At 64.7% G+C, this 20,560-nt stretch carries 21 protein-coding genes; 2 read left to right on the plus strand and 19 right to left on the minus strand.

Annotated features, from left to right (window positions below):
* Positions 1 to 62 precede the first annotated feature (62 nt).
* From DAD186_RS08260 to rplS, 4 genes are read right to left on the minus strand one after another with little or no spacing between them, the layout of a single operon-like run.
* Positions 63 to 836: a ribonuclease HII gene (locus DAD186_RS08260; RefSeq protein ID WP_236886236.1), complete on the minus strand. Its 774-nt coding sequence runs from the start codon at positions 834 to 836 to the stop codon at positions 63 to 65.
* Positions 837 to 841: 5 nt separating this feature from the next.
* On the minus strand, positions 842 to 1,696 hold the full coding sequence (lepB, locus tag DAD186_RS08265) for a signal peptidase I (RefSeq protein WP_065248258.1): 855 nt from the start codon (positions 1,694 to 1,696) through the stop codon (positions 842 to 844).
* Positions 1,697 to 1,706: 10 nt separating this feature from the next.
* The gene (gene lepB, locus DAD186_RS08270; protein ID WP_065248259.1) at positions 1,707 to 2,240 is read right to left on the minus strand and encodes a signal peptidase I; all 534 of its coding nucleotides are present in this window, start codon (positions 2,238 to 2,240) and stop codon (positions 1,707 to 1,709) included.
* Positions 2,241 to 2,284: 44 nt separating this feature from the next.
* Complete coding sequence (gene rplS, locus DAD186_RS08275; RefSeq protein WP_065248260.1) at positions 2,285 to 2,635, minus strand: 50S ribosomal protein L19; 351 nt, start codon at positions 2,633 to 2,635, stop codon at positions 2,285 to 2,287.
* Positions 2,636 to 2,917: 282 nt separating this feature from the next.
* On the opposite strand from rplS, the gene DAD186_RS08280 reads away from it, so the two are divergent.
* A complete protein-coding gene (locus DAD186_RS08280) occupies positions 2,918 to 3,544 on the plus strand; it encodes a hypothetical protein (protein ID WP_065248261.1) in 627 nt (208 codons plus the stop codon).
* On the opposite strand, the gene trmD is transcribed toward DAD186_RS08280, so the two are convergent.
* The 12 genes from trmD to DAD186_RS08340 form a co-directional block, all read right to left on the minus strand.
* Positions 3,541 to 4,299, minus strand: coding sequence for a tRNA (guanosine(37)-N1)-methyltransferase TrmD (trmD, locus tag DAD186_RS08285; RefSeq protein WP_065248262.1), 759 nt, complete (start codon positions 4,297 to 4,299; stop codon positions 3,541 to 3,543). The genes DAD186_RS08280 and trmD overlap by 4 nt on opposite strands.
* Positions 4,300 to 4,305: 6 nt before the next feature.
* Complete coding sequence (gene rimM, locus DAD186_RS08290) at positions 4,306 to 4,872, minus strand: ribosome maturation factor RimM (RefSeq protein ID WP_257737087.1); 567 nt, start codon at positions 4,870 to 4,872, stop codon at positions 4,306 to 4,308.
* Positions 4,865 to 5,794 (minus strand): hypothetical protein, encoded by a 930-nt coding sequence (locus DAD186_RS08295; protein WP_167550778.1) that lies wholly within the window; start codon positions 5,792 to 5,794, stop codon positions 4,865 to 4,867. The genes rimM and DAD186_RS08295 overlap by 8 nt, the downstream gene beginning before the upstream one ends.
* 72 nt (positions 5,795 to 5,866) lie before the next feature.
* Positions 5,867 to 6,109, minus strand: a complete 243-nt coding sequence (locus DAD186_RS08300; RefSeq protein ID WP_065248265.1) for an RNA-binding protein — start codon at positions 6,107 to 6,109, stop codon at positions 5,867 to 5,869.
* 2 nt (positions 6,110 to 6,111) lie between these two features.
* Positions 6,112 to 6,612 carry a 30S ribosomal protein S16 gene (rpsP, locus tag DAD186_RS08305; RefSeq protein WP_065248266.1) on the minus strand — a complete coding sequence of 167 codons (501 nt, stop codon included), beginning with the start codon at positions 6,610 to 6,612 and terminating at the stop codon, positions 6,112 to 6,114.
* A 221-nt stretch (positions 6,613 to 6,833) separates the two neighbouring features.
* Positions 6,834 to 7,469: a hypothetical protein gene (locus tag DAD186_RS08310; protein ID WP_065248267.1), complete on the minus strand. Its 636-nt coding sequence runs from the start codon at positions 7,467 to 7,469 to the stop codon at positions 6,834 to 6,836.
* A gap of 5 nt (positions 7,470 to 7,474) precedes the next feature.
* Complete coding sequence (ffh, locus tag DAD186_RS08315) at positions 7,475 to 9,064, minus strand: signal recognition particle protein (protein WP_065248268.1); 1,590 nt, start codon at positions 9,062 to 9,064, stop codon at positions 7,475 to 7,477.
* Between the two features lie 138 nt (positions 9,065 to 9,202).
* The gene (gene ftsY / locus DAD186_RS08320; protein ID WP_065248269.1) at positions 9,203 to 10,765 is read right to left on the minus strand and encodes a signal recognition particle-docking protein FtsY; all 1,563 of its coding nucleotides are present in this window, start codon (positions 10,763 to 10,765) and stop codon (positions 9,203 to 9,205) included.
* A gap of 120 nt (positions 10,766 to 10,885) precedes the next feature.
* Positions 10,886 to 11,176, minus strand: a complete 291-nt coding sequence (locus DAD186_RS08325; RefSeq protein ID WP_065248270.1) for a hypothetical protein — start codon at positions 11,174 to 11,176, stop codon at positions 10,886 to 10,888.
* Positions 11,177 to 11,293: 117 nt separating this feature from the next.
* Positions 11,294 to 11,722: a nucleoside-diphosphate kinase gene (gene ndk, locus DAD186_RS08330; RefSeq protein ID WP_065248271.1), complete on the minus strand. Its 429-nt coding sequence runs from the start codon at positions 11,720 to 11,722 to the stop codon at positions 11,294 to 11,296.
* Positions 11,723 to 11,732: 10 nt separating this feature from the next.
* Positions 11,733 to 12,131, minus strand: a complete 399-nt coding sequence (locus tag DAD186_RS08335) for a DUF4233 domain-containing protein (protein ID WP_082738765.1) — start codon at positions 12,129 to 12,131, stop codon at positions 11,733 to 11,735.
* Between the two features lie 5 nt (positions 12,132 to 12,136).
* The gene (locus DAD186_RS08340; protein WP_065248272.1) at positions 12,137 to 13,504 is read right to left on the minus strand and encodes a bifunctional folylpolyglutamate synthase/dihydrofolate synthase; all 1,368 of its coding nucleotides are present in this window, start codon (positions 13,502 to 13,504) and stop codon (positions 12,137 to 12,139) included.
* Positions 13,505 to 13,739: 235 nt separating this feature from the next.
* Between DAD186_RS08340 and DAD186_RS08345 the strand changes: the two genes are divergently transcribed.
* On the plus strand, positions 13,740 to 15,335 hold the full coding sequence (locus DAD186_RS08345; RefSeq protein ID WP_157457121.1) for a WXG100 family type VII secretion target: 1,596 nt from the start codon (positions 13,740 to 13,742) through the stop codon (positions 15,333 to 15,335).
* On the opposite strand, the gene ileS is transcribed toward DAD186_RS08345, so the two are convergent.
* The 3 genes from ileS to DAD186_RS08360 all read right to left on the minus strand — a co-directional run bounded on the left by ileS (position 15,332) and on the right by DAD186_RS08360 (position 20,549).
* Complete coding sequence (gene ileS, locus DAD186_RS08350; RefSeq protein ID WP_065248274.1) at positions 15,332 to 18,631, minus strand: isoleucine--tRNA ligase; 3,300 nt, start codon at positions 18,629 to 18,631, stop codon at positions 15,332 to 15,334. The genes DAD186_RS08345 and ileS overlap by 4 nt on opposite strands.
* A 263-nt stretch (positions 18,632 to 18,894) precedes the next feature.
* Positions 18,895 to 19,119 (minus strand): hypothetical protein, encoded by a 225-nt coding sequence (locus DAD186_RS08355; RefSeq protein WP_065248275.1) that lies wholly within the window; start codon positions 19,117 to 19,119, stop codon positions 18,895 to 18,897.
* Entirely contained in the window at positions 19,116 to 20,549 is a 1,434-nt protein-coding gene (locus tag DAD186_RS08360; protein ID WP_065248276.1) for a PspC domain-containing protein, read from the minus strand. The genes DAD186_RS08355 and DAD186_RS08360 overlap by 4 nt, the downstream gene beginning before the upstream one ends.
* Between the last annotated feature and the right edge of the window lie 11 nt (positions 20,550 to 20,560).

Genomic DNA, 20,560 nt, shown 5'->3' on the forward strand with positions numbered 1-20,560 from the left:
TCTCCCTCACGTCGAAGGTCGTGTACTCATACGGAAACGCGCGGCTTCCACGAGTCTCAAGATTACAGCGGCAGGTCGAGTACTTGCTGCTCGGCGGGCACGAGGTTCCAACTCGAGCGGTGCTCGGCGTGGAGACCAAGCCGCACGATCGCCTCGCGGTGAGCTTTCGAACCGTAACCTTTATTACCCGCCCATCCGTACCCGGGTGCTTCAGCATCAAGCGCAGCCATGTGCCGATCCCGCGCGACCTTCGCGAGGATGCTCGCGGCTGCAACGGCGGCGCACGTTTGGTCGGCCTTAATCACGACGTCCAGCGGGCAGCTGAGCGGCGCCGCGAGTCCGCGCGTCACGTAGTCAAGGTTCCCGTCAAGAATGACACCGGCAAGCGGCACATCGAGCACCTCGCGTACGGCTTCGAGCGCCCGATTCGCCGCGAGCGTGAGAGCCATGGAAATACCGTGCTCATCAATTTCCCGGGCGCGCGCGGTTCCGACGGCGGCTGGGCAGCTCACACTGCCGCACGGGCAAATCGGGCCGAGCGGAAGGGGAATTGAGCGCCCCTCTCCCACGAGAGCGGCAAAGGCCGCCTCACGCCTTTTTGGGCTGAGGAGCTTTGAGTCTTTGAGTCCGGGCGGAAGCTCGGCAGGCGTCGGAACCGCGCCTTGAGCTCGTTCGCACCTAAGGGCGAAGGCCCCCACCGCAACCGGGCCGGCGAGCGCACCGCGCCCAACCTCGTCAAGACCGATGACCGCGCACGAAGCGGCATCGGGGTGCGCATCAAAGAAGGCTTGCGCACGGTGCAGTTCGCGCTCGGGGGTCGCAGTGGGGCTCGGCATAGGCATCACGCGGCGAGCGCGTGGTGCGTGAGGCCGTTCGTTCGCCCCGTTTTGACGCTTGCCGAGCTCTCGGCGCTGTTCACTTTCTCGAAGACCTTCTCGCCATCCTTGAGCGTGCTCCATCGATCGAACGGGAGGAACAGCAGAACCGCCTTGCCCGTGACCTTTGATTCATCGACGAAGGGGTCTTCGCCACGCGCGTAGTGTTCGGAAGAGTCGGCGCTATTGAAACGGTTATCGCCCATGACCCACAGCTTTCCCTCGGGAACCGTGACGTCGAAAGACACCTGGCAGGCACCATTGCCGGGAACGATGTACGTTTCGTTGAGCTCGATGCCGTTGACCGTCATCGCGCCGCCGCGCTCCTTACACACGATGCGGTCGCCGCCCGTGCCGATCAGGCGTTTGACGAGGTGATTCTCGGTGGGGTCGGGGGCGAGGCCCACGTAGCTGAGGGCCTTCGACACCTGCTGGCCGGTTGTGAGAGGCCCATCGGAGTTGCCGCCCACCCAATGACCCGGATCTTGGAAAACGATGACGTCGCCTCGGTGAAGATCGAGAACTCCCGGGTGGAGCTTGGAGACGAGGATCTTGTCGTCCTCCATGAGGGTTGGGTGCATCGAAGCCGAGGGAATGAAGAACGGCTGCACGAGGAAGGTTTTAATGAGCACGGCCACGACGAGCGCCACGACGATCGTGATGGTCCAGTCGAGCACGGTCGCGAGAGCCCCGCCCCTTCTCTCACGCGCACTTCCGGCAGCTCGATGCGTGGGCACCTCGACGGCATCGACGGCGCGGGAGGCAGTCGATGGTTCTCCCTGCTCGGGAGCCGCGGCGGCGAAGTTATCGTGCTCAGACATCTGTTCCAGTCTAGTGGGAGATGTTTCGCGCAACGGTGAGGGGCCACACGACACGCGTCACGTGCCCCCGCGTGCGCTCCACTGGCACCATTCCGCCGCCGGGATCGCCAAGGTGGTTGCGCGAATCGGAGGAGTCGTTGCGAGAATCACCAAGGAGAAACATCCGCCCCTCGGGCACGGCAACATCGAAGTCAATCGCGCTTGCGCGCGAGAGGGAAGCCGGGAGGTAGGGCTCGTCGAGGGGGTGGCCGTTGACCTCGAGTTGGCCGTCATCGGTGCAGCAGCGTACGCGGTCGCCACCGATGCCGATCACGCGCTTCACCCAGTAGCGGGAAGAACCTCCGAAATACCCCTCACCGTCAAACACCACAACGCTTCCGCGCGTAGCGGTGCCTCGCGTCGTACGGTCCACGAGGATGTACTCCCCCGACTCGAGCGTGGGAGCCATCGAACCGCTCGGCACGTGGTAGGTCTCGGCAACGAAGTGCCGCACCCCCAACACGGCGAGAAACACCACGCATAAAGCCGCGGCGATCACCCACACGAGGGGCGATCGCCGCGGCTGAGATTGGGACGGCAAAGCGCGAATCAGGAGTGCTCGCGCTTCTCGCGGATACGAGCCTTCTTGCCGGTGAGGCCGCGCAGGTAGTAAAGCTTTGCACGGCGAACGTCACCGCGGGACACAACCTCGATCTTGTCGATCGTCGGGGCGTGAACCGGGAACACGCGCTCGACGCCAACGCCGAACGACACCTTGCGAACGCGGAAGGTTTCCTTGATGCCGCCACCCTTGCGGGCGATCACGTAGCCCTGGAACACCTGGATACGCGAGCGGTTACCTTCGACAACCTTCACGTGCACCTTGACGTTGTCGCCAGCACGGAAATCGGGAACGTCGCTCTTGAGGTGAGCCGCATCGAGTTCATCGAACTTCTGCATGAGTTTTCTCCTGCCTCCCGCCCCGGGTCGGACGGCGAATGGTTTACCCCCTGGCGGCGGAACAAGCCCGCCGAGGGCGTCTGTGAATCATTCAAAGTGTGCCGGGCCTCTGGCCGCCATTCCGGTGGCGACGGATCTGCCCTGTTGCCTCGTGCCGCAACCCCCCGAGGCAGGTGACGGCGCAACACGCACGGTCATCCATTCTGCCACTGCTCTAAGCAGCACGCAATAAGATATGCCGCGACAAAGGATGCGAGCTTGCTCGCACGAAAGGAGCCTCACGTGAGCGAGAAAGACAACCGCGATGCCGACCAGCGTCGAGGATCGCGCCGAGCCACCGCGAGCGAAGGCCTCACGCGCGCGGAGGCCCGAAAATTCGTCGAACACTCCACCAAGGAGCACGTCTCAAACCTCGTCTCGTTCGTGCTTGTACTGCTCGCACCCGCAGCGCTTTTCTGGACCCTCGCCCTCCTCCCATGGACCGCGGAGGATCCCGCACTCGCGACAATCGTGGGACTCGCCGTCGCGCTCATCCTTGTGATCGCGGGACTCGTGGTGCACTTCGTTGTGCCGCGAAAGCGCCACGGGGTGCTCGAGGCGGTCGAAGAAGGACACGTCGAGCCGACACCCGAATCGGCAAAGGTGGCGAAAGCTCACCGCGAGAAGGCCAAGCCTCTCAACGCCGTTCTCCTGGGGGTCGGCTTCCTCGCTGTGCTCGCGTCCCTTGCCTGCGCGGTCCACGCTTTCATGACGAGCGGCTTCTGGCCGCGCATTTTCCTCGACATCGGCTGCGCATTCGGCCTCGCAGCAGTCGCCTTCGCGGCCTTCTACTGGCCGTTCACCACGCGCCGCCTCGCCCGTCACCTCGGCGCGGCACAGCACCCGAGCGAAGAGCACGAAGAAGGCTAACGAGAGCCCGCCTCCCCGGGGAGTGCACGGCCCTCGAGAAGATCCGGCCGCCGCTCGGCCGTGCGTTCGAGGGACCGCTCACGCCGCCACTCATCGATGCGCGCGTGGTGGCCACTCAAGAGCACCTCGGGCACGTCACGCTGCACCCCGTCGGGCGAAGTCCAGCTCGCGGGCTTCGTATAAAGCGGGTACTCGAGTAGCCCGCTCGTATGAGACTCCTCGACGATCGATTCGGGGTTGCCGAGCACGCCCGGCACGAGCCGCACGATTGCTTCGGTCATCGCGAGTACCGCGACCTCACCACCGTTGAGCACGTAGTCTCCAAGTGAGCTGAGCGCGACCCGCACCCCCTGATCACCAAGGTATTCGTACACGCGCTCGTCGATGCCTTCGTAGCGACCGCACGCGAAGATGAGCCACGGCTCCTCACTGCGTTGTTCGGCGGCGCGCTGCGTAAACGGTTCACCCGCGGGATTAGGGAAAATCACGAGCGGTGACGTGAGGGCGCCGTCGGACTCCCTCTCCCCCGAAGCGAGCACGTCCGCGAAGGCCTCCGCCCACGGCTCGGGCTTCATCACCATGCCGGCGCCTCCGCCCACGGGAGTGTCATCAACCGTGTGGTGGCGATCATGGGTGTAGTCGCGCAGGTTATGCAGGCGCAGATCCACGAGCCCATCCTTGCGGGCCTTACCGATGAGGGAGAGTTCGAGCGGAGCAAGGTACTCGGGGAAGATCGTGATGACGTCGATGCGCACGAAGCCCTAGCCTTCCGCTCCGTCACGCTCACTGAGCGCATTCTCGGGATCAAAGAGCCCGCCGGGCGGGTTCGCCAGCACAAAACCGTTGTCGATGTCGACCTCGGGCACGAGTTCCTCAACAAACGGAAGCATGATGCGGCGCCCGTCGCCCCCGCGAACGAGCAGAACGTCCTGCGCGGGATAGTGCTCGAGACCGATCACGGTGCCGAGCACCCGGCCGTCTTCCGTGCGCACTTCGAGGCCTTTGAGCTCCTCGGGATACCAGGCATCGGGGTCCTCTTCGAACTCTTCTTCGCGGTCGAGCTCAAGCGTGAGATCGGCGCCGCGAAGGCTCTCCGCAGCGGTGCGGTTGTGAATCTCCGCGAATTTCACGTACCAGCGCCCCTGCTGCGTGCGTGTTGAGGTGAGGGTGAGCCGTGCGGGCACCCCCTCAGGGCCATCCACGTCAAACTCGGCGCCCCTCACGAGACGCTCCTCGGGGATATCCGTGCGCACCATGAGCGACACCTCGCCCTTGAGACCGTGTGCCTTGCCGATCGTGCCCACGACTACCGTGACATTCCTATTCACCGGCGAGCTCACCTCCCTCGGTGCCTTCACCCGTCTCGCCCGGATCCTCCGCGGGAAGGTCCACGGCGCCCTCGTAGCCCGCAGCCTCGCAGGCGGCACCGAAGCCATCAAGCTTCTTGCGCGAACCGCTCGAATCACGGTCGCCGTCAAGCACGGAGCGGAACGGCTCTTGCACCTCGATCAGGGCGTTCTTCACGCCCTCGTCATCAACGTTGTCAATCTCGTTTTGGAGGAGATCGTTGAGGTTCCGCACCTTGGGAAGGTCAGATTCCGGAACGTGCTTCCCGTAAAAACCCACGGCCTTGAAGGAGTTCGAGGTGAACACGTTGCCGTTGCGGTACTCGGTGAACAGTTGCGGCCTCGTCGCGAGCTCAGCGCACACGAGCTTTGCGGGTTTCTTCCCCTTCTCCCCGCCGCCGCTCGCCCAGGTTGCGTGAACGGACATCGGCGCGCACGCCGAGGCAAGCCCCTCGAGCGCTCCCTTGAAGGCGTCGGTATCGGCGTCCTTCCCCTTTGCGGATTCCGTTTCGATCCAGTCGGCGACCGCGTCTGCGGCCCCCTTCACGTCTTCGGTGGATTCCTCGAACGTACCGCGCAGCTCTTCGGCGGCACTCTGGAACAGGTACTCGTTCGTGCCGCCGATCTCGAGCGCGCTCGCCCCCATGGCGATCGCCTGGAAATACTCGGGTGAGACGTAATCGGGGTCGCCGAAGAACTGCGTGCACGCATACTCGGTGGCGGGATCGGTCTTCGGCTTTTTGGCCCCTACCTTCGTGACTTTCACGGTGCTGCCATCGGCGGGCTCGCCACCCTTCTGGCCAATGGCATCGCACCCGGCTGCACCGAGCACAAGAAGGGCTGCCGCGCCGAAGGCGGCAAACGGGCGAAGAATTCGGGAGAGCGTCATGGGGTCCTCACTCACGGGTCTCATAAGAAAAGGCGGCAGCCGCGCCACACTGTAGCGTTGCTGCCGCCTCAAGGTGCATTGTCACCGTTAGCGCTTGTCGGTGTCCACGATGTCCACGCGAATGTCGTCGTCGGACAGTGCCGTGGTCACGGTGCGCAGCGCGCGGGCGGTGCGGCCCGAACGCCCGATCACGCGCCCGAGGTCATCGGGGTGAACGCGCACTTCGAGAAGTGGCCCACGGCGGGTCGACTTCTCCTTGACGCGCACGTCATCGGGGTTGTCGACGATCCCGCACACGAGGTGCGCGAGAGCTTCGGCGCCAGCACTCATGCTCAGGCCTCTTCGGTGGTCTCTTCGGAAGTCTCGGCTTCGGTGCCCTCAGCCGACTCCTCGGAGGACTCGGCGTTCTCGGCAGCCTCGGCGGCTTCCTTCTCGGCGGCAGCTTCAGCCTCGGCCTTTTCCTTGGCGGCCTTGACCTCTTCGCGCTTCTCGGCGGCGGCCTTATCGGCGGCAGCGATGCGCTCCTCGGCGCTGAGCTTGGCTTCCTTGGTCTTGAGGGTGCCTTCGGTGCCCTCTTCGCCCTTGAACTTCGCCCATTCGCCAGTGACCTTGAGGATCGCGGCGACCTGGTTGCTCGTCTGAGCACCAACGCCGAGCCAGTACTGCGCGCGCTCCGAGTCGATCTCCATGAACGAGGGCTGCTCGTTCGGGTTGTACTTGCCGATCTCTTCGATCACGGCGCCGTCGCGTTTCTTGCGCGAGTCGACAACAACGATGCGGTAAACCGGTGCATGGACCTTGCCCATGCGCTTAAGACGAATTTTGACGGCCACGAGGCTGTCTCTCCTTCTGCATAAGAATGGGTGAGATTCGCGCTGCCCGTGGGGTCAACATAAGCTGCGCGTTTCTCGGCTGGACGCGCCCGGCCGGGTAGAGGGCTCCGGAGCGGGCACATACAAGCGTCAATTATGCCTGAAACCGCCCCCTCGGCGAAAGGCCGTTGGGTGTGCCTCCGGGCACAGTTATGGGTCCGACGGTGGCCGCGCCCCGCTCGTTACTCACCTGAAAGCGGCGCGGAGCAATAGTCAGAGATACTGAGGGCAAAGAACCGATCGACGGCGAACGCGGGATACCCCTCGCCGTCGGCCCCCGCACCGGTCTCCCAATCGCCGAGTCTCACGAGGTTCAGTCTCGCGCGAAAGTCTCGCAATTTGCGGTGCGTCTCGTGCGTGTCACCGGCCTTCGCGATCGCGCGAAACTCGGCGAGTGCTTCTTCCACACTCGCGCGCTCATAGAGCTTCACGCTTCCACCCACGGCACCGGCCTGCGCCGCCTCCCACGTGAGCGGTCGGTGTGCGCCAAGGAAGTCCTCCACAACGATCACGAGGGCGTTCTGCTCGCTTAGCGGATCGGCGCGCAGCTCCCGCACGATCGCTTCGAGCGCTTCGTCAACCGCCGCGACCTGGTAGCCCTCGCGCATAAAACCCACGCGCGGAAACGTTTGCCCTTCGATGCTCTCGGCAAGAGCCAGCGAGCGCTCAACATCCCCCTCGGTGAGCACGAGTTCTTCATCGAGCGTGTCGAGGAAGCGATCGACATCCTCGATGCAGTAGCGCGCACCGCGCTTCGAGGTAGGGAATCGAAGCCCCGATGTGAGGGCGGGAAGACTGCCGGTCGTGACGGTGGACATGTGCGCTACTTTCCGAGCATCTTTCGCAGTTCGGGCGGGAGCTGGTTCATATCAAGGTTCGACAGATCCGAGGCGGCGTCGGCCCCCTGCCCCGTGCCACCGAAGGCACCGCCGCCGAACGCCGCACCCTTTTTCTGTGCTTGCTGCTCGGCCCAGGCTTTTTCTTCGGCTGCGCGCTTCGCAGGGTTGCCCGAGCGAGATTTCTTCTTGTTTTTCTTCGGTGACTGCATGCGCCCGCGGGACTTTTTACCAAAGCCCATGCCCGGGGCGCCCATCGCTCCGCCGCCGGCCATGCCTCGACCCACCGAGCCCATCATCTTCTGCATTTGCTTGAACTGGTCAAGAAGGCGATTGACCTCGGTCACGGTCGTGCCGGAGCCCTTCGCGATGCGTGCACGGCGAGAACCGTTGATTTCCTTGGGGTTCGCGCGCTCGAACGGGGTCATCGACTGCACCATGGCTTCGATACGCGTGATCATCGAATCGTCGAATTGATCGATGGCCTGCTTGTACTGGCGCATATTCGGCATCATGCCGAGCATCTTCTTCATCGAGCCCATAGATTTGATCTGCTGGAGCATCGACATGAAGTCGTTGAGGTTGAACTCTTCGCCCTGCGCAAGCTTCGAGGCGACCTTCTCGGCCTCCTCGCGGTCCATGCGCTTTTCGGCCTGCTCGATGAGGGTGAGCACATCGCCCATGTCGAGAATACGGCTCGCCATGCGGTCCGGATGGAAGCGCTCGAAATCGCCGAGGGCCTCGCCGGTCGAAGCGAAGAGGATGGGGCGGTCGGTGATGCCCGTGACGGAGAGTGCCGCGCCACCTCGCGCATCGCCATCGAGCTTCGACAGCACGACGCCGGTGAAGCCTACGCCGTCGCGGAAGGCTTCGGCGACGCGCGCCGCGTCCTGACCGATCATCGCGTCGACCACGAAGAGAATGTTGTGCGGCTCCACAGCGTCGCGGATGTCGCGCGCCTGCTGCATCATTTCCTCGTCGACGCCGAGGCGGCCCGCGGTATCGACGATGACGACGTCGTACTGCTCGCGTGCCGCGGTCGCCACGCCATCGAGGGCAACAACGACGGGATCGCCCACGCCGTTGCCGGGCTCGGGAGCGAAGACCTTGACGCCCGCACGCTCACCGACGATCTGGAGCTGGTTGACGGCGTTCGGACGCTGGAGGTCAGAGGCCACAAGGAGCGGCGTGTGTCCCTCCTCTTTGAGGTGTTTCGCGAGTTTTCCGGCGAGGGTCGTTTTACCGGCACCCTGGAGACCCGCGAGCATGATGACGGTGGGCGGGTTCTTCGCGAACTGGAGCTGGCCGGTCGCGCCACCGAGAATCTCCACGAGTTCGGCGTGGACGATCTTCACGACCTGCTGCGCGGGGTTCAGGGCCTTCGACACTTCTGCGCCGAGGGCGCGTTCACGCACGCGCGACGCAAACTGCCGCACGACGGGAACGGCAACGTCCGCATCGAGCAGTGCGCGGCGAATCTCGCGCACGGTCTTGTCGATATCAGCCTCGGTAAGGCGGCCCTGGCCACGCAGGCCCTTGAGGGTTTTACTGATGCGATCGGAGAGATTGTCAAACACGAAAAATTAGCCTCGGGAAAAATTGGGGCGGCGAGCAAGGTGACGGCGCGCACCCGTGGGGGCGCACCTCGCGAGCCGGAGCGCACCCATTGTAACGGGGCGGGCGCCCTCCGGCTCGCGTGAAAGAGGTGAGGGTAACTACTCGAGAAGGGCGTCCACGAACCCGTAGGGATCGAACGGCGTGAGGTCATCCATGCCTTCGCCGAGACCCACGAGTTTCACGGGCACGCCGAGCTCGCGCTGGACGTTGACGACGATGCCGCCCTTCGCGGTGCCGTCAAGCTTCGTGAGCGCGATACCCGTGACATTCACGGCCTCCGCAAACACGCGCGCTTGCTGCATGCCGTTTTGACCGGTCGTCGCATCGAGAACGAGGATGACCTCCTGGATCTCGGCACCCTTGAGGGCCTTCGACGCGACGCGGCGGATCTTGCCGAGCTCGTCCATGAGGCCCTTCTTGTTCTGGAGGCGGCCGGCGGTATCGATCACCACGACGTCCACCCCCTGCTCGATCCCCGCTTGAATGGCGTCGAAGGCGACGGAGGCCGGGTCGGCATTCTCGCGCTCGCTTCGCACGGTCGTCACGCCCACGCGTTCGCCCCACGTTTGGAGCTGATCGGCAGCCGCGGCGCGGAAGGTATCGGCCGCGCCAAAGAGCACCGTGCGCCCCTCGGCGATGAGCACGCGACCAAACTTGCCGGTCGTCGTCGTTTTACCGGTGCCATTGACGCCCACCATCATGACGACGCTCGGCACCATCGAGCCATCGGGCGCTTCGATCGCGCTCGCCGCAAGACGACGATCGAGATCGGGGTTCACGAGCTTCACGAGCTCCTCGCGAAGCACCTCGCGGACCGCATCGGGATCCTTTGTGTTAAGCACTTGCACACGCTCGCGAAGCGCGTCCATGAGTTCATCTGTGGCGTCCGGGCCGAGATCAGCCATGAGGAGGGTCTCCTCGATCTCGTCCCACGTATCCATGTCGATCTCACCGCTCGTGAGCAGCGCGAGGATGCCGCGGCCAATCGCACCGGAGCGCTGGAGGCGCTCGCGAAGGCGCACCATGCGGTCGGCGGTCGGCTCTGGCGTTTCGACGGCGGCCTGGGGCTCGGTCCCGGGCGCGGGCTCCTCGGATGGCGCGGAAGGCGCGACAGGCTCGGCGGGCGCAGCACTCTCGGCTGGGACCGGCTCGGCTGGCTGCGCGGGCTCGGCTGGTGCGACCGACTCAGCTTGTGCGGCGGGGGCGGCGGAGTCGACCTTTTCGGCGGGCTCCACGGCTGCCGGCTCAGCGGCCGGCTCTCGTACACCAGACTCGGATGGCTCGGCTGGTGCGACCGACTCAGCGGGCGCGGTGGTTGCTGGCTCATGCGTGTCTGACGCCTGCGGGGCCGCCTCGTGTGAGCCTTCGCGTGCGGTGGGAGCCTTGGAAGCGTCGGAAGTCTCCCCTTCCTCGCCCTCCTTTTCGCGAGCGGGCTTTTTGGCGGGCGCCGAAAGCGTGTCTCCCCACGTGGGGGCCGCCGGGCGCTCGGGCCTCGAAGGCTTTTTCTCCTCGCCCTTCGCACCCTTCTCAGGGGCGTCCTTCGAGGCGTCCTTATCGGTGTCGGTTCCCGACGGCCGCGTGAGCGCCCACAGCCCCGCAGCGATGACGGCGATCCCGCCGCCGCTCGCGGCGAGGGTCAAGATCAGTTCGTTTAAGTCCATCGGCCCTCCTTAAACACCCGCGCACGAGGAAGCGCGCGGCAAAAGATTTCCTCGCCATTGTACGGAAACGACCCGCGCGGGGCGCGGGTCGAGAAACGTGGGGAGAGGCGAGCGGGGGCCTCAAGACGCGAGACGAAGCGGCTCTCGCTCAGCTTCATCCTCGCCCTCGTGCACATTTTCCCGGCTCTCGCGCGATTCGGTAGCGGCGCGCTTTTCACCTTCACGAAGGGGCCAGGCTTGCACGGGAACACTCGCCCGCATCGATGCCGAGGGGGTGCGGCTCACGGCTTTCGAGGACCCCTTCGTGCGCGAGGGAGCATTGCCCGTGTTCTTCTGCGCCATCACGACGACCGCGATAAGACCCGCGGCGAGCGCGACGGCCACGAGCATAAAGAGGATGACAGGTCCCATGCCCAATATTTTGCCTCATCTTTACTCGGAAAATCGCCATTGTGGCCCGCGAGTCCCAAAGCTGCGTGTGTTTTTCGCGATATAGACGCCCGAGCGTCGCTTCGCGTTAACCGCGATTCACGCGGCGAGCGAAGGGAACCAGATGCCGATTTCCCGGGCGGCCGATTCGGGTGAATCAGAGCCGTGGATGAGGTTCTCAATCACGGGCTTGTCCCATGCACGACCGAGGTCACCGCGAATCGTGCCAGGGGCCGCCTGCGTTGGCTGCGTAGCCCCCATGAGCGAACGCATCCCCGCGATGCATTCATCGCCTGCGACGACGAGTGCGACGAGCGGACCCGAGCTCATGAACTCGAGCATGGGAGGAAAAAACGGCTTGCCCTCGTGCTCAGCGTAGTGCGCCGTGAGTTCCTCGTGGCTTGCGGTGCGTTGATCGAGCGCGAGGATGGTGTAACCCTTTTGCTCGATGCGACGAATGATTTCGCCGCGCAACTGACGCTTCACGGCATCGGGCTTGAGAAGAATGAGCGTGCGTTCTTGTGTCATGCCTCTCACCTTAGCGTGCGGCGGCATCATCTCCCAGAACACGGCGATCGATCGCGTCCTTCTCGCGGTCGAGCTGGCGCCCCTTGACCACACCGAGCCAGTAGAGCACCGCGAAGAATGCGCCAACGACGTACATGGCGGGCACGAAGAGTCCAAAAAGGATGAGCGGCGCTTGGAGCGCGAGGCCGAACCAGTAGGGCCAGGCCTGGCCCTTCGAGAGCAAGCGCGCCGCGAGAATGAACACGACGAGCAGCACGAGGGCAAGAATCCAACTCACGAGACGTGTGTCCGGCGCGAGGCCGTGAGCGACGAGACCACCGAAAAGCGCCACGAAGGCTTCGCAGGCAAGAATCGTCGCGCACAGCATGCGCTGCGCGCCCGACTTGCGGGTGGAGGGGGTGATGTCCACGTTCCTCACTCCCCCACCCTGCCAAGAAGCTGGCGCACTTCAGCCGCGAGCGTGATCGAGCCTGTGGCCACGATGCCCGAGAAATCATCCCCGCCCTGTTCGGCAGCGTCCACCGCTGTTTGGATCGCATCGGGCAGGCTCGCGCATTCGATCACGCGGTCCTCATCTCCGAAAATGTCTCGTGCTTCCATCGCCAGCAGATCCGTGGGGATCGCACGCGGCGAAGTGCTCTCGGTGATCACGACGATGTCCAAGAGTGGTTCGAGGATCGCGAGGATTTCGCTCGCGTCTTTCTCCTTGAGGATGCCCACGATGCCCACGGTGCGCGTGAACCGGAAGCTCTCGCGTACCGTTTCAACGAGCACTTCGGCACCTGCGGGGTTATGCGCGGCGTCAACGAGGATCGTGGGTGCCTGGCGCACGACTTCGGCGCGGCCCGGGGAGGTCACGCGCTCGAGTCCCGCGCGCACGAGTTCACCATCGAGCGGGGCATCGCCGCCGGTGAGAATCGCTTCCGCCGCGGCGATCGCGAGAAGAGCGTTGTGGGCCTGATGAGCGCCGAGAAGCGGAACGAAGATCTCTTCGTAGCGCGCGGCGATGGACTGCACGGCGATCACCTGCCCGCCGACCGCGGGGACGCGATCAATGACGCCAATCTGCTCCCCCTCGATTGCGGCGGTCACGCCGAGTTCGGCGCAGCGGTCTTTAAGGACGTCGAGCGCGCCGGGGAATTGCTGCGCCGCGATGATCGCGAGTGCACCCTCTTTAAGGATCCCGGCTTTCTCCCCTGCGATCTCCTCGATCGTGTCACCGAGGTAGTCCTGGTGGTCGAGGGCGATGGGGGTAATGACGGTGACATCGGGGTCGATGACGTTGGTCGCGTCCCACCGGCCACCGAGTCCGACTTCCACGATGGCAACATCCACGGGAGCGCTCGCGAACGCCTGAAACTGCATCGCCGTGAGGTACTCGAACATGCTGATTCGCACGCCCGTTTCCGCATACTCGCGATCGACTGCCTCGGCGAACGGGAGCACGTCCTCGTAGGCCTGCACGAATCCTTCTTCGCTTATGGGTGCGCCATCGAGCGCGATGCGCTCCGTGGGGGTGTGCATGTGGGGGCTCGTGAGGCGGCCCGTGCGAAGTCCCGCCTCGATAAGGAGGGCCTCGGCGATGCGTGCCGTAGAGGTTTTGCCGTTCGTACCGGCGATGTGGAGCGTGCGATAGGCGCGCTCGGGGTGCCCCATGAGTTCGAGGAGACGTTCGATGCGGGTAAGACTCGGTTCGATCTCGTTTTCGGGGGCGCGCGATTGAAGGTCTGCCCACACCTTCGTGAATGCCTCACTGTGCTCGATGCCGCTGGGCCGTGCCATGGACTGCTTCACTCTGCCTTTCGCGCCGGTGGTTCGTGGCCTTCAGTGTAGTGGCATACGCCCTCGGCGCGGGCGTGGGCGGCGTGCGCAAGGCCCGGCTCGTGCTCCACACCTCACGGTGATCCCCGGGAAGGCTGATCGTGGGGCTTCACTTTCCGACGCTTGCCTACGCTCAAGAGCAGGGCACGGCACCGGCTGTTGCCGTGTTTCGGGGAATGCACGAAGGGGAAACGGCGTGGGGAATTTTTTGGGAATGGACACCGCGCAGGTGCGCGGAGCAGCTCACGCGCTCGATGAACTCGCGGGGCGCCTGAACACCGAGGCAGGCCACGTGAAAGAGGAAGCGGGCGCGGTCCCGTGGGAAGGCGCCGATGCGGAAGCCTTTCGCGCGCGCATGGCAGGCGTCTTTGCTCCACAGGTCCACGCGGTGATCTCCCAGCTCTTTTCCCTCGCCCACACACTTGAGAGCAACGCCCTCGAGCAAGATTTGGCGTCCAGCCAGGGCGGTGCCCAGGTCGGCGGCGCCGGAGCATCTCCCCTGGCCCTTGCGGGAGCTGCGCAGGCACACATGCTCGGTCTTGGCATTCTTGCCGCCCAGGGCGCTCGCGCGCGCGATCTTCTCGGCCTCACGTCGCGTCGCGTACGAGGAATCGGCACAGAGAACACCCACACGTTCAACCCCACCGTTGGCCTGACTGCACTTGCCGCTATGAAGTATTTGAGCAGCACAGGGAAAACCTGGTTCCTCAACCCTCACTTCGAGGTGACCCCCACGACCCGGCCGAGCACGCTCGTGGGCATCTCCGCCTACCGAGATTCGCACCCACCGCGCGAGCTCGCGGACCTCCTCGAATTCACCGAGGAGGCACGCCACGCACGCGGCGCGGGTGAAAATCGCGAGAACTACCGCGTGCAGCACTTTCGCACCGCCGCGGGAGAAGAAACCTATGTCCTGTACATGCCTCCCACCCAAATCGCCATGGAGAAAGAAAAGGCGTGGGATGGAACCGCGGGCAACTCGCGCGATTGGGCCTCCAACATCGGGATTATGACGGGAATGGAGGTGACGACAATGAAGAACGCGCGCGCCGCGCTCGAAGCCGCGGGCGTTCCCAAGGGCGCGAACCTCATGCTCGTCGGCCACTCGCAGGGAGGTCTCGCGGCGGCATCGCTCGCGTCGCGATCCGACTTTAACGGCCAAGGCGGCTACAACGTCACGAACGTCGTCACGTACGGCTCCCCGGTCGACGCCTTCACGCCCGCACAATCGAACACCAAGGTCTTCGCGATAGCGCACAAGCAGGGACTGCGAACCTACGCGGAAAACATTCTTGGTGGCCCCTCGCGCTCTGGCATCTCCTTTACGGTCGACCCGGTTCCGCTCCTCGATCTCGGTGGACTAGGCCGCCCACATTCACCGCAGGTCACCAACATTGACCTCACCCCCGCGACGGACCACGACGCGGGTCTCAACACCGGAGTCTCCTTTTTCCAACCGGGGCAAGCACCGGTGGACGTGAAGTTGCCGGGCTACGATCTGGGCGCCGCTCACGACTCACTTCGGCGCCTCCCCGACGGCTCGATCGACCCGCACTACGGCTATTACCCAACGCTCCTCGCGCAGCAGGAACTCAATCCCGACCTGCTCGAAGTCAAGGGGGACATCGACGGTCTCTACATGGGCGAAGGTGTCACCCTGATTGACGACACGAACGTGCAGTTCGTGCGCGCCCCCGACAACACCAGCGCAGATGGCGCCACGCACGATGACGGGGGCACCGATCGCTCGACGCCCCCGTCACCGGAGGAGTTTCTCGACAGGTGGCGTTAAGCGCGCTTCACCTGCACGGTGACGCTCGCCCCCGTGACCTTTTCCTCGGTCGTGAAATCAGCGTCCGCGAGCGCACCCTCGCCATAGGCAACGCTCGTCGCGAGAACCTCGTGGGCAACGAGGGTCTCGAACGCGCGCACGGCCTCGAGAACACTCTCGGATCCCGCGACACCGAGCGAAATGCGGTCCGAAACCTCGAAGCCCGCCTCGCGGCGCGCCGACTGCACAACGCGCACGACGTCGCGCGCAAGGCCTTCGGCCTCGAGCTCGGGGCTCACGCGAGTGTCGAGAACGATGAAGTCACCACCGCGCAAAACCCCGATCGAACGGCCTTCCGCATCTGAGCTCTCGCCCGCAACGAGGTCGAGCGTGTACTCGCCCTCGACAAGGTCGAGGCCGCCCGAGGTGACGGTGCCGTCCTCGGCGACGCTCCAGTCGCCGCTCTTCGCGCCCTTGATCGCGCGCTGCACATCCTTACCAAGGCGTGGGCCGGCGGCACGGGCATTCACGCTCAGGCGCTGCTCGACGCCCATCTTTCCGGCTTCTTCACTCGCCACGTCGAGCAGGCGCACAGCCTTGACGTTGAGCTCATCGCGCACGATGTCGACAAAAGGCTCGAGGCGTGCGGCATCGGCGGCAACGACGGTGAGCTCCGCGAGCGGAAGGCGGGCACGCAGGCCCTCCTTCTTGCGCAGCGCGTTGCCCTGCGATGCCACTCGGCGCACGGTTTCCATTTCCTCAACGAGGGCCTCGTCCACGGGGAACAGGGAGGCCTCGGGCCAATCGGTGAGGTGCACGCTGCGCTCGCCCGTGAGCTCGCGATAGATTTCCTCGGTCACGAGCGGGAGCAGCGGCGCAGCTACGCGCACGAGAGTCTCGAGGCACGTGCGCAGCGTGTCGATCGCGGCCTCATCCCCCTCCCAGAAGCGTTCGCGCGAACGGCGCACGTACCAATTCGTGAGCGCATCGAGGTACTGCGCAATCGCCTCGCCGGCATCGGCAACCCTCAGCTCGTCGAGGCAGGTCTGCACCTCGCGCACAAGCTGACCCGTGCGAGCAAGGAGGTAGCGGTCCATGACGTCCTCGGAGTCGTAGCGCACCTTGGCCTCGTAGCCGGTGGGGCGGCCGTCGGCATCCTTCTCCCCCGCCGCATTCGCGTAGAGGGCGAGGAAGTACCACGTGTTCCACAGAGGAAGAACCGTGGTGCGCACGGCGTCGCGAATGTTGCTTTCCGCGACAATGAGATTGCCGCCTCGCAGAATTGGGGACGTCATGAGGAACCAGCGCATCGCGTCGGCGCCGTACGCCTCATACATGTCGCGCACGTCCGGGTAGTTCCTGAGCGACTTCGACATCTTGTTGCCGTCGTCACCGAGCACGATGCCGTGGCAAATGACGTTCTTGAAGGCCGGGCGGTCGAACAGCGCGGTCGAAAGCACGTGCATGACGTAGAACCAGCCGCGAGTTTGGCCGATGTATTCGACGATGAAGTCCGCCGGGTTATGCGAATCGAACCATTCTTCGTTCTCAAACGGATAGTGCACCTGGGCAAAGGGCATCGAACCCGAGTCGAACCACACGTCGAAAATATCCTCGATGCGACGCATGGTCGATTTACCCGTCGGGTCGTCGGGGTTCGGGCGCGTGAGGTCATCGATGTACGGGCGGTGGAGGTTCACCTCGCCGTTCTCGTCGCGGGGAAGCTCACCGAAGGCTTTCTCAATCTCGGCGAGCGAGCCGTACACCTCGATGCGCGGGTAGTTCGGATCGTCGCTCTTCCACACGGGGATCGGCGTACCCCAGTAGCGGTTGCGGGAGATCGCCCAGTCGCGTGCGCCCTCGAGCCACTTGCCGAACTGGCCGTTCTTGACGTTACCGGGAACCCAGTTGATCTCCTGGTTAAGCTCGAGCATGCGCTCGCGCTGATCGGCAACCTTCACAAACCACGAACCCACGGCCTTGTAGATGAGGGGGTTGCGGCAGCGCCAGCAGTGCGGGTAGCTGTGCACGTAGCTCTTCTCCTGGAAGAGCCGGCCATCGCTTTGGAGGAGGCGAATGAGGGGGCGGTTCGCCTCGAACACCTGCAGGCCCACGATCGAATCGAGCGCGGTGCCGCGGAACGTCTCGAGGAACTTCGCGCCCTCGTCAACGCTCACCACGACCGGGATGCCGTACTCGGCGTTGATCTTCTGGTCGTCCTCACCGTAGGCGGTCGCCTGGTGCACAACGCCCGTACCATCGCTCGTGGAAACGTAATCGGCAACGGTGATGATCCACGCGTTCTCAAGGCCCCACTTTTCGCAGTCTTTCGCGTACACGTCCCACAGCGGTGTGTACTCGACGTATTCGAGCTCGGAACCCTGGTAGGTGCGCTCGCCGAGCGCCGCGGTGACGTCGTCGGCGCTCTCGTAGCCGAGTTCCTTCGCGAACGCGCCCGCGAGGTCCTTCGCGAGAAGGTAGGTTGCACCGCCGGCGGGGGTGCCGTCGGCACTGCCGTTCGGGCCTGCCGGAACGGTCACGTATTCGACCTCCGGTCCCACCGCAAGCGAGAAGTTCGTGGGGAGGGTCCACGGGGTCGTCGTCCACGCGAGCGCTGTCACGCCCTCGAGGCCAAGCTCGGCAGCTTTCTGGCCCGCGAGCGGGAACGTCACGACGACCGAGGCGTCCTGGCGGTCCTTGTACACGTCGTCGTCCATGCGCAACTCGTGGCTGCTGAGCGGGGTCTGGTCGACCCAGCAGTACGGGAGAACCTTGTAGCCCTCGTACGCGCGGTCCTTGTCGTAGAGCTGCTTGAACGCCCACAGAACCGACTCCATGAACGTCACGTCGAGCGTCTTATAGTCATTCTCGAAATCGACCCAGCGCGCCTGGCGCGTCACGTAGTCGATCCATTCGTTCGCGTAGGTGAGAACCGAGCCGCGCGCCGCGTTGTTGAACGCCTTGACGCCCATGTCCTCGATTTCGCGCTTCTCGGTGAGGCCGAGCTCTTCCATCGCCGCGAGTTCGGCGGGAAGGCCGTGCGTGTCCCAGCCGAAACGGCGCTCCACGAGGTTGCCACGCATGGTGCGGTAGCGCGGAACAACGTCCTTCGCGTAGCCGGTGAGAAGGTGGCCGTAGTGCGGAAGGCCGTTCGCGAAAGGCGGGCCGTCATAAAACACGAATTCCTCGGCGCCTTCGCGGCGGCGAATGGACTCGGCGAACGTGTCGTCTTCCTTCCAGAAGGCGAGCACCTCTTCCTCGAGCTTCGGAAGGTTCGGCGAACTCGTGAGGCTCTTACCGTTCTTGGGGTATGCCATGCGCGCTCCTCGGCGTTGTGCGTGGCCCGGGGCCACGACCTGAGTGTTTGGTCTTCGGGCCCGAGGGCGCACGGAGCGCGGTACCACCTCGGTTAGCGCGCGGCTCGCGGGGCTTCGCCGTGCGCTCACTCATTCTTCAGCTGTCACGGGCTGGTCCCGGCGGGTTCTACTTGGCGGCGTGGAGCGTGTTCATTCCGACGCTTGCTGTTCTTCCCGCGGCTTCCCGGTGATGGCCGGATCGACGCCGTTTGAGATCAAAAGTATCACGAGGTGGGAGCGTCAGGCTCGCTTTCGTGATCGCTGTCGCTCCCCGAGGGTCGCGGCCTGTCGAAGGAGCTGAGCAGCATGCACACGCACAGGATCACGATGATCCCTGCGGCGGTGACCCACGAGGGTATCGCCCCGCCGAGAATGAGCACGAGGGCAAGAAAGGCGGTCATCGCGACGAGGAAAATCCCGAGGGCGAATGTCGTGGAATCTCGTCTCATCGGTCCGCTCCTTCGCGCACGTAGGTGACATCGCCAAAGATCGTGCGGCCGTCGATCTGGATCGTCACGTGCGAAGGATCCCACCTGCTGTAGCCCTTCGCCTCGGAGTTTGTGGTGGTGCCGAGGGTCGACGCGAGGGTCGAGTTCACGCGCCAATCCTCTTCGGGCAAAATCACTTCGATGTTGCCAACGGGGCGATTGCACATGATCGTGAGCGAGAGATCCACGAGCAACGGATCCGGCTCGCCATTCGCCACCGCCCATGTGCCGCGTGCTTCTTCATCCGTTGGCGGCTCCCCGAGCTCGCTCAGGTCAATGACGACGGGCCGCGACCATTCGCGGATCCCGCCGGGCGTGCATTCGAGATAGGAGCCCGGCTGGAATTCGTCGACGCTCATGTAGATCGGGGTGTTGCCTCGCGAATCGGTGAGGCGCACCCACGCCACCGACACGGAAAAGACGAAGAGGGAGGCGAGGCCGAAGGCAAGGATTTGCCGGCTTCGTTTGCCTCGCGCTCCCGCGATGATGAGCACCGTTCCCGAGGCGAGCGCGATCGCCGCGGCGCCCACGCCTATGCGCGGGATGACCTCGAGCGGGCCGTTTGGGTTGAGCGCGGGGAAAAGGCCGGGAAGGTAGCTCACGAGCGAGAATACGGCGACCCCGAGGAAAATGAAGGCGGCAAAGAGCCACAAAACGGTGCGGCCGCGCAACCGTGGCGCAGCGTGGGCACCGTGCGCTCCCGGGCCGAACAGGTCGCCCTCCACTCCCCACGCGCCGGGGGCTTCACGCCGAAGTCGCGCAAGTGTGCGCAGTGCTTGGCGTTGATCAATGATGCCGGCCTGCTCAGCGAGGCGCATGAACAGGTAGGTCGTGCGCGCTCGGCTGGCGCGCCACCCGCCCCACACGACGATCACGCCGAGCACGAGGCTGATGGGAACGAGGAAGGCGAGGACGATCGGAGCGTAGGCGACGTACGCCCACCCGATCGCGACGCCTAGCGCGAGTGCGGGGAGCGCGAGGAGTGCCACGATGAGGTCTCCCGGCTGGGGACGGCGGCGAATGATCGCGCGAGCGGGAGTGTCGTACCGGGCTTCTTCTACGTTCGTGCGAATATCGGCGCCGCCTCGCGCACGCGTGCGTTCCGGGCGCGGAAGCGCGAGGTAGAACACGAGGTATACGAACAGGCCCGGGCCAAGGAGTACGAGCGCAAGAGTCCACACGCGCACGAGCCGCACGGGAAGCCCGTACGCGTGGGCAAGCGCTGTGCACACGCCCGCGGCGAGACCTTCGCCTGGGCGTCGCGCGAGCCCGTAGCGAAGCGCGAACGTCGTTGCATCGGATGCTGCTTGCGCGGTCGCGAGCGCCTTGATCGTGCGGTCGGGGCGCTCAGCCTCGCGAGGTGGCTCGCGGTGCGCCGAGGGGGATGTCATGCCACTATGGT

The sequence above is a fragment of the Dermabacter vaginalis genome (assembly GCF_001678905.1).
GTDB classification, from domain to species: domain Bacteria; phylum Actinomycetota; class Actinomycetes; order Actinomycetales; family Dermabacteraceae; genus Dermabacter; species Dermabacter vaginalis.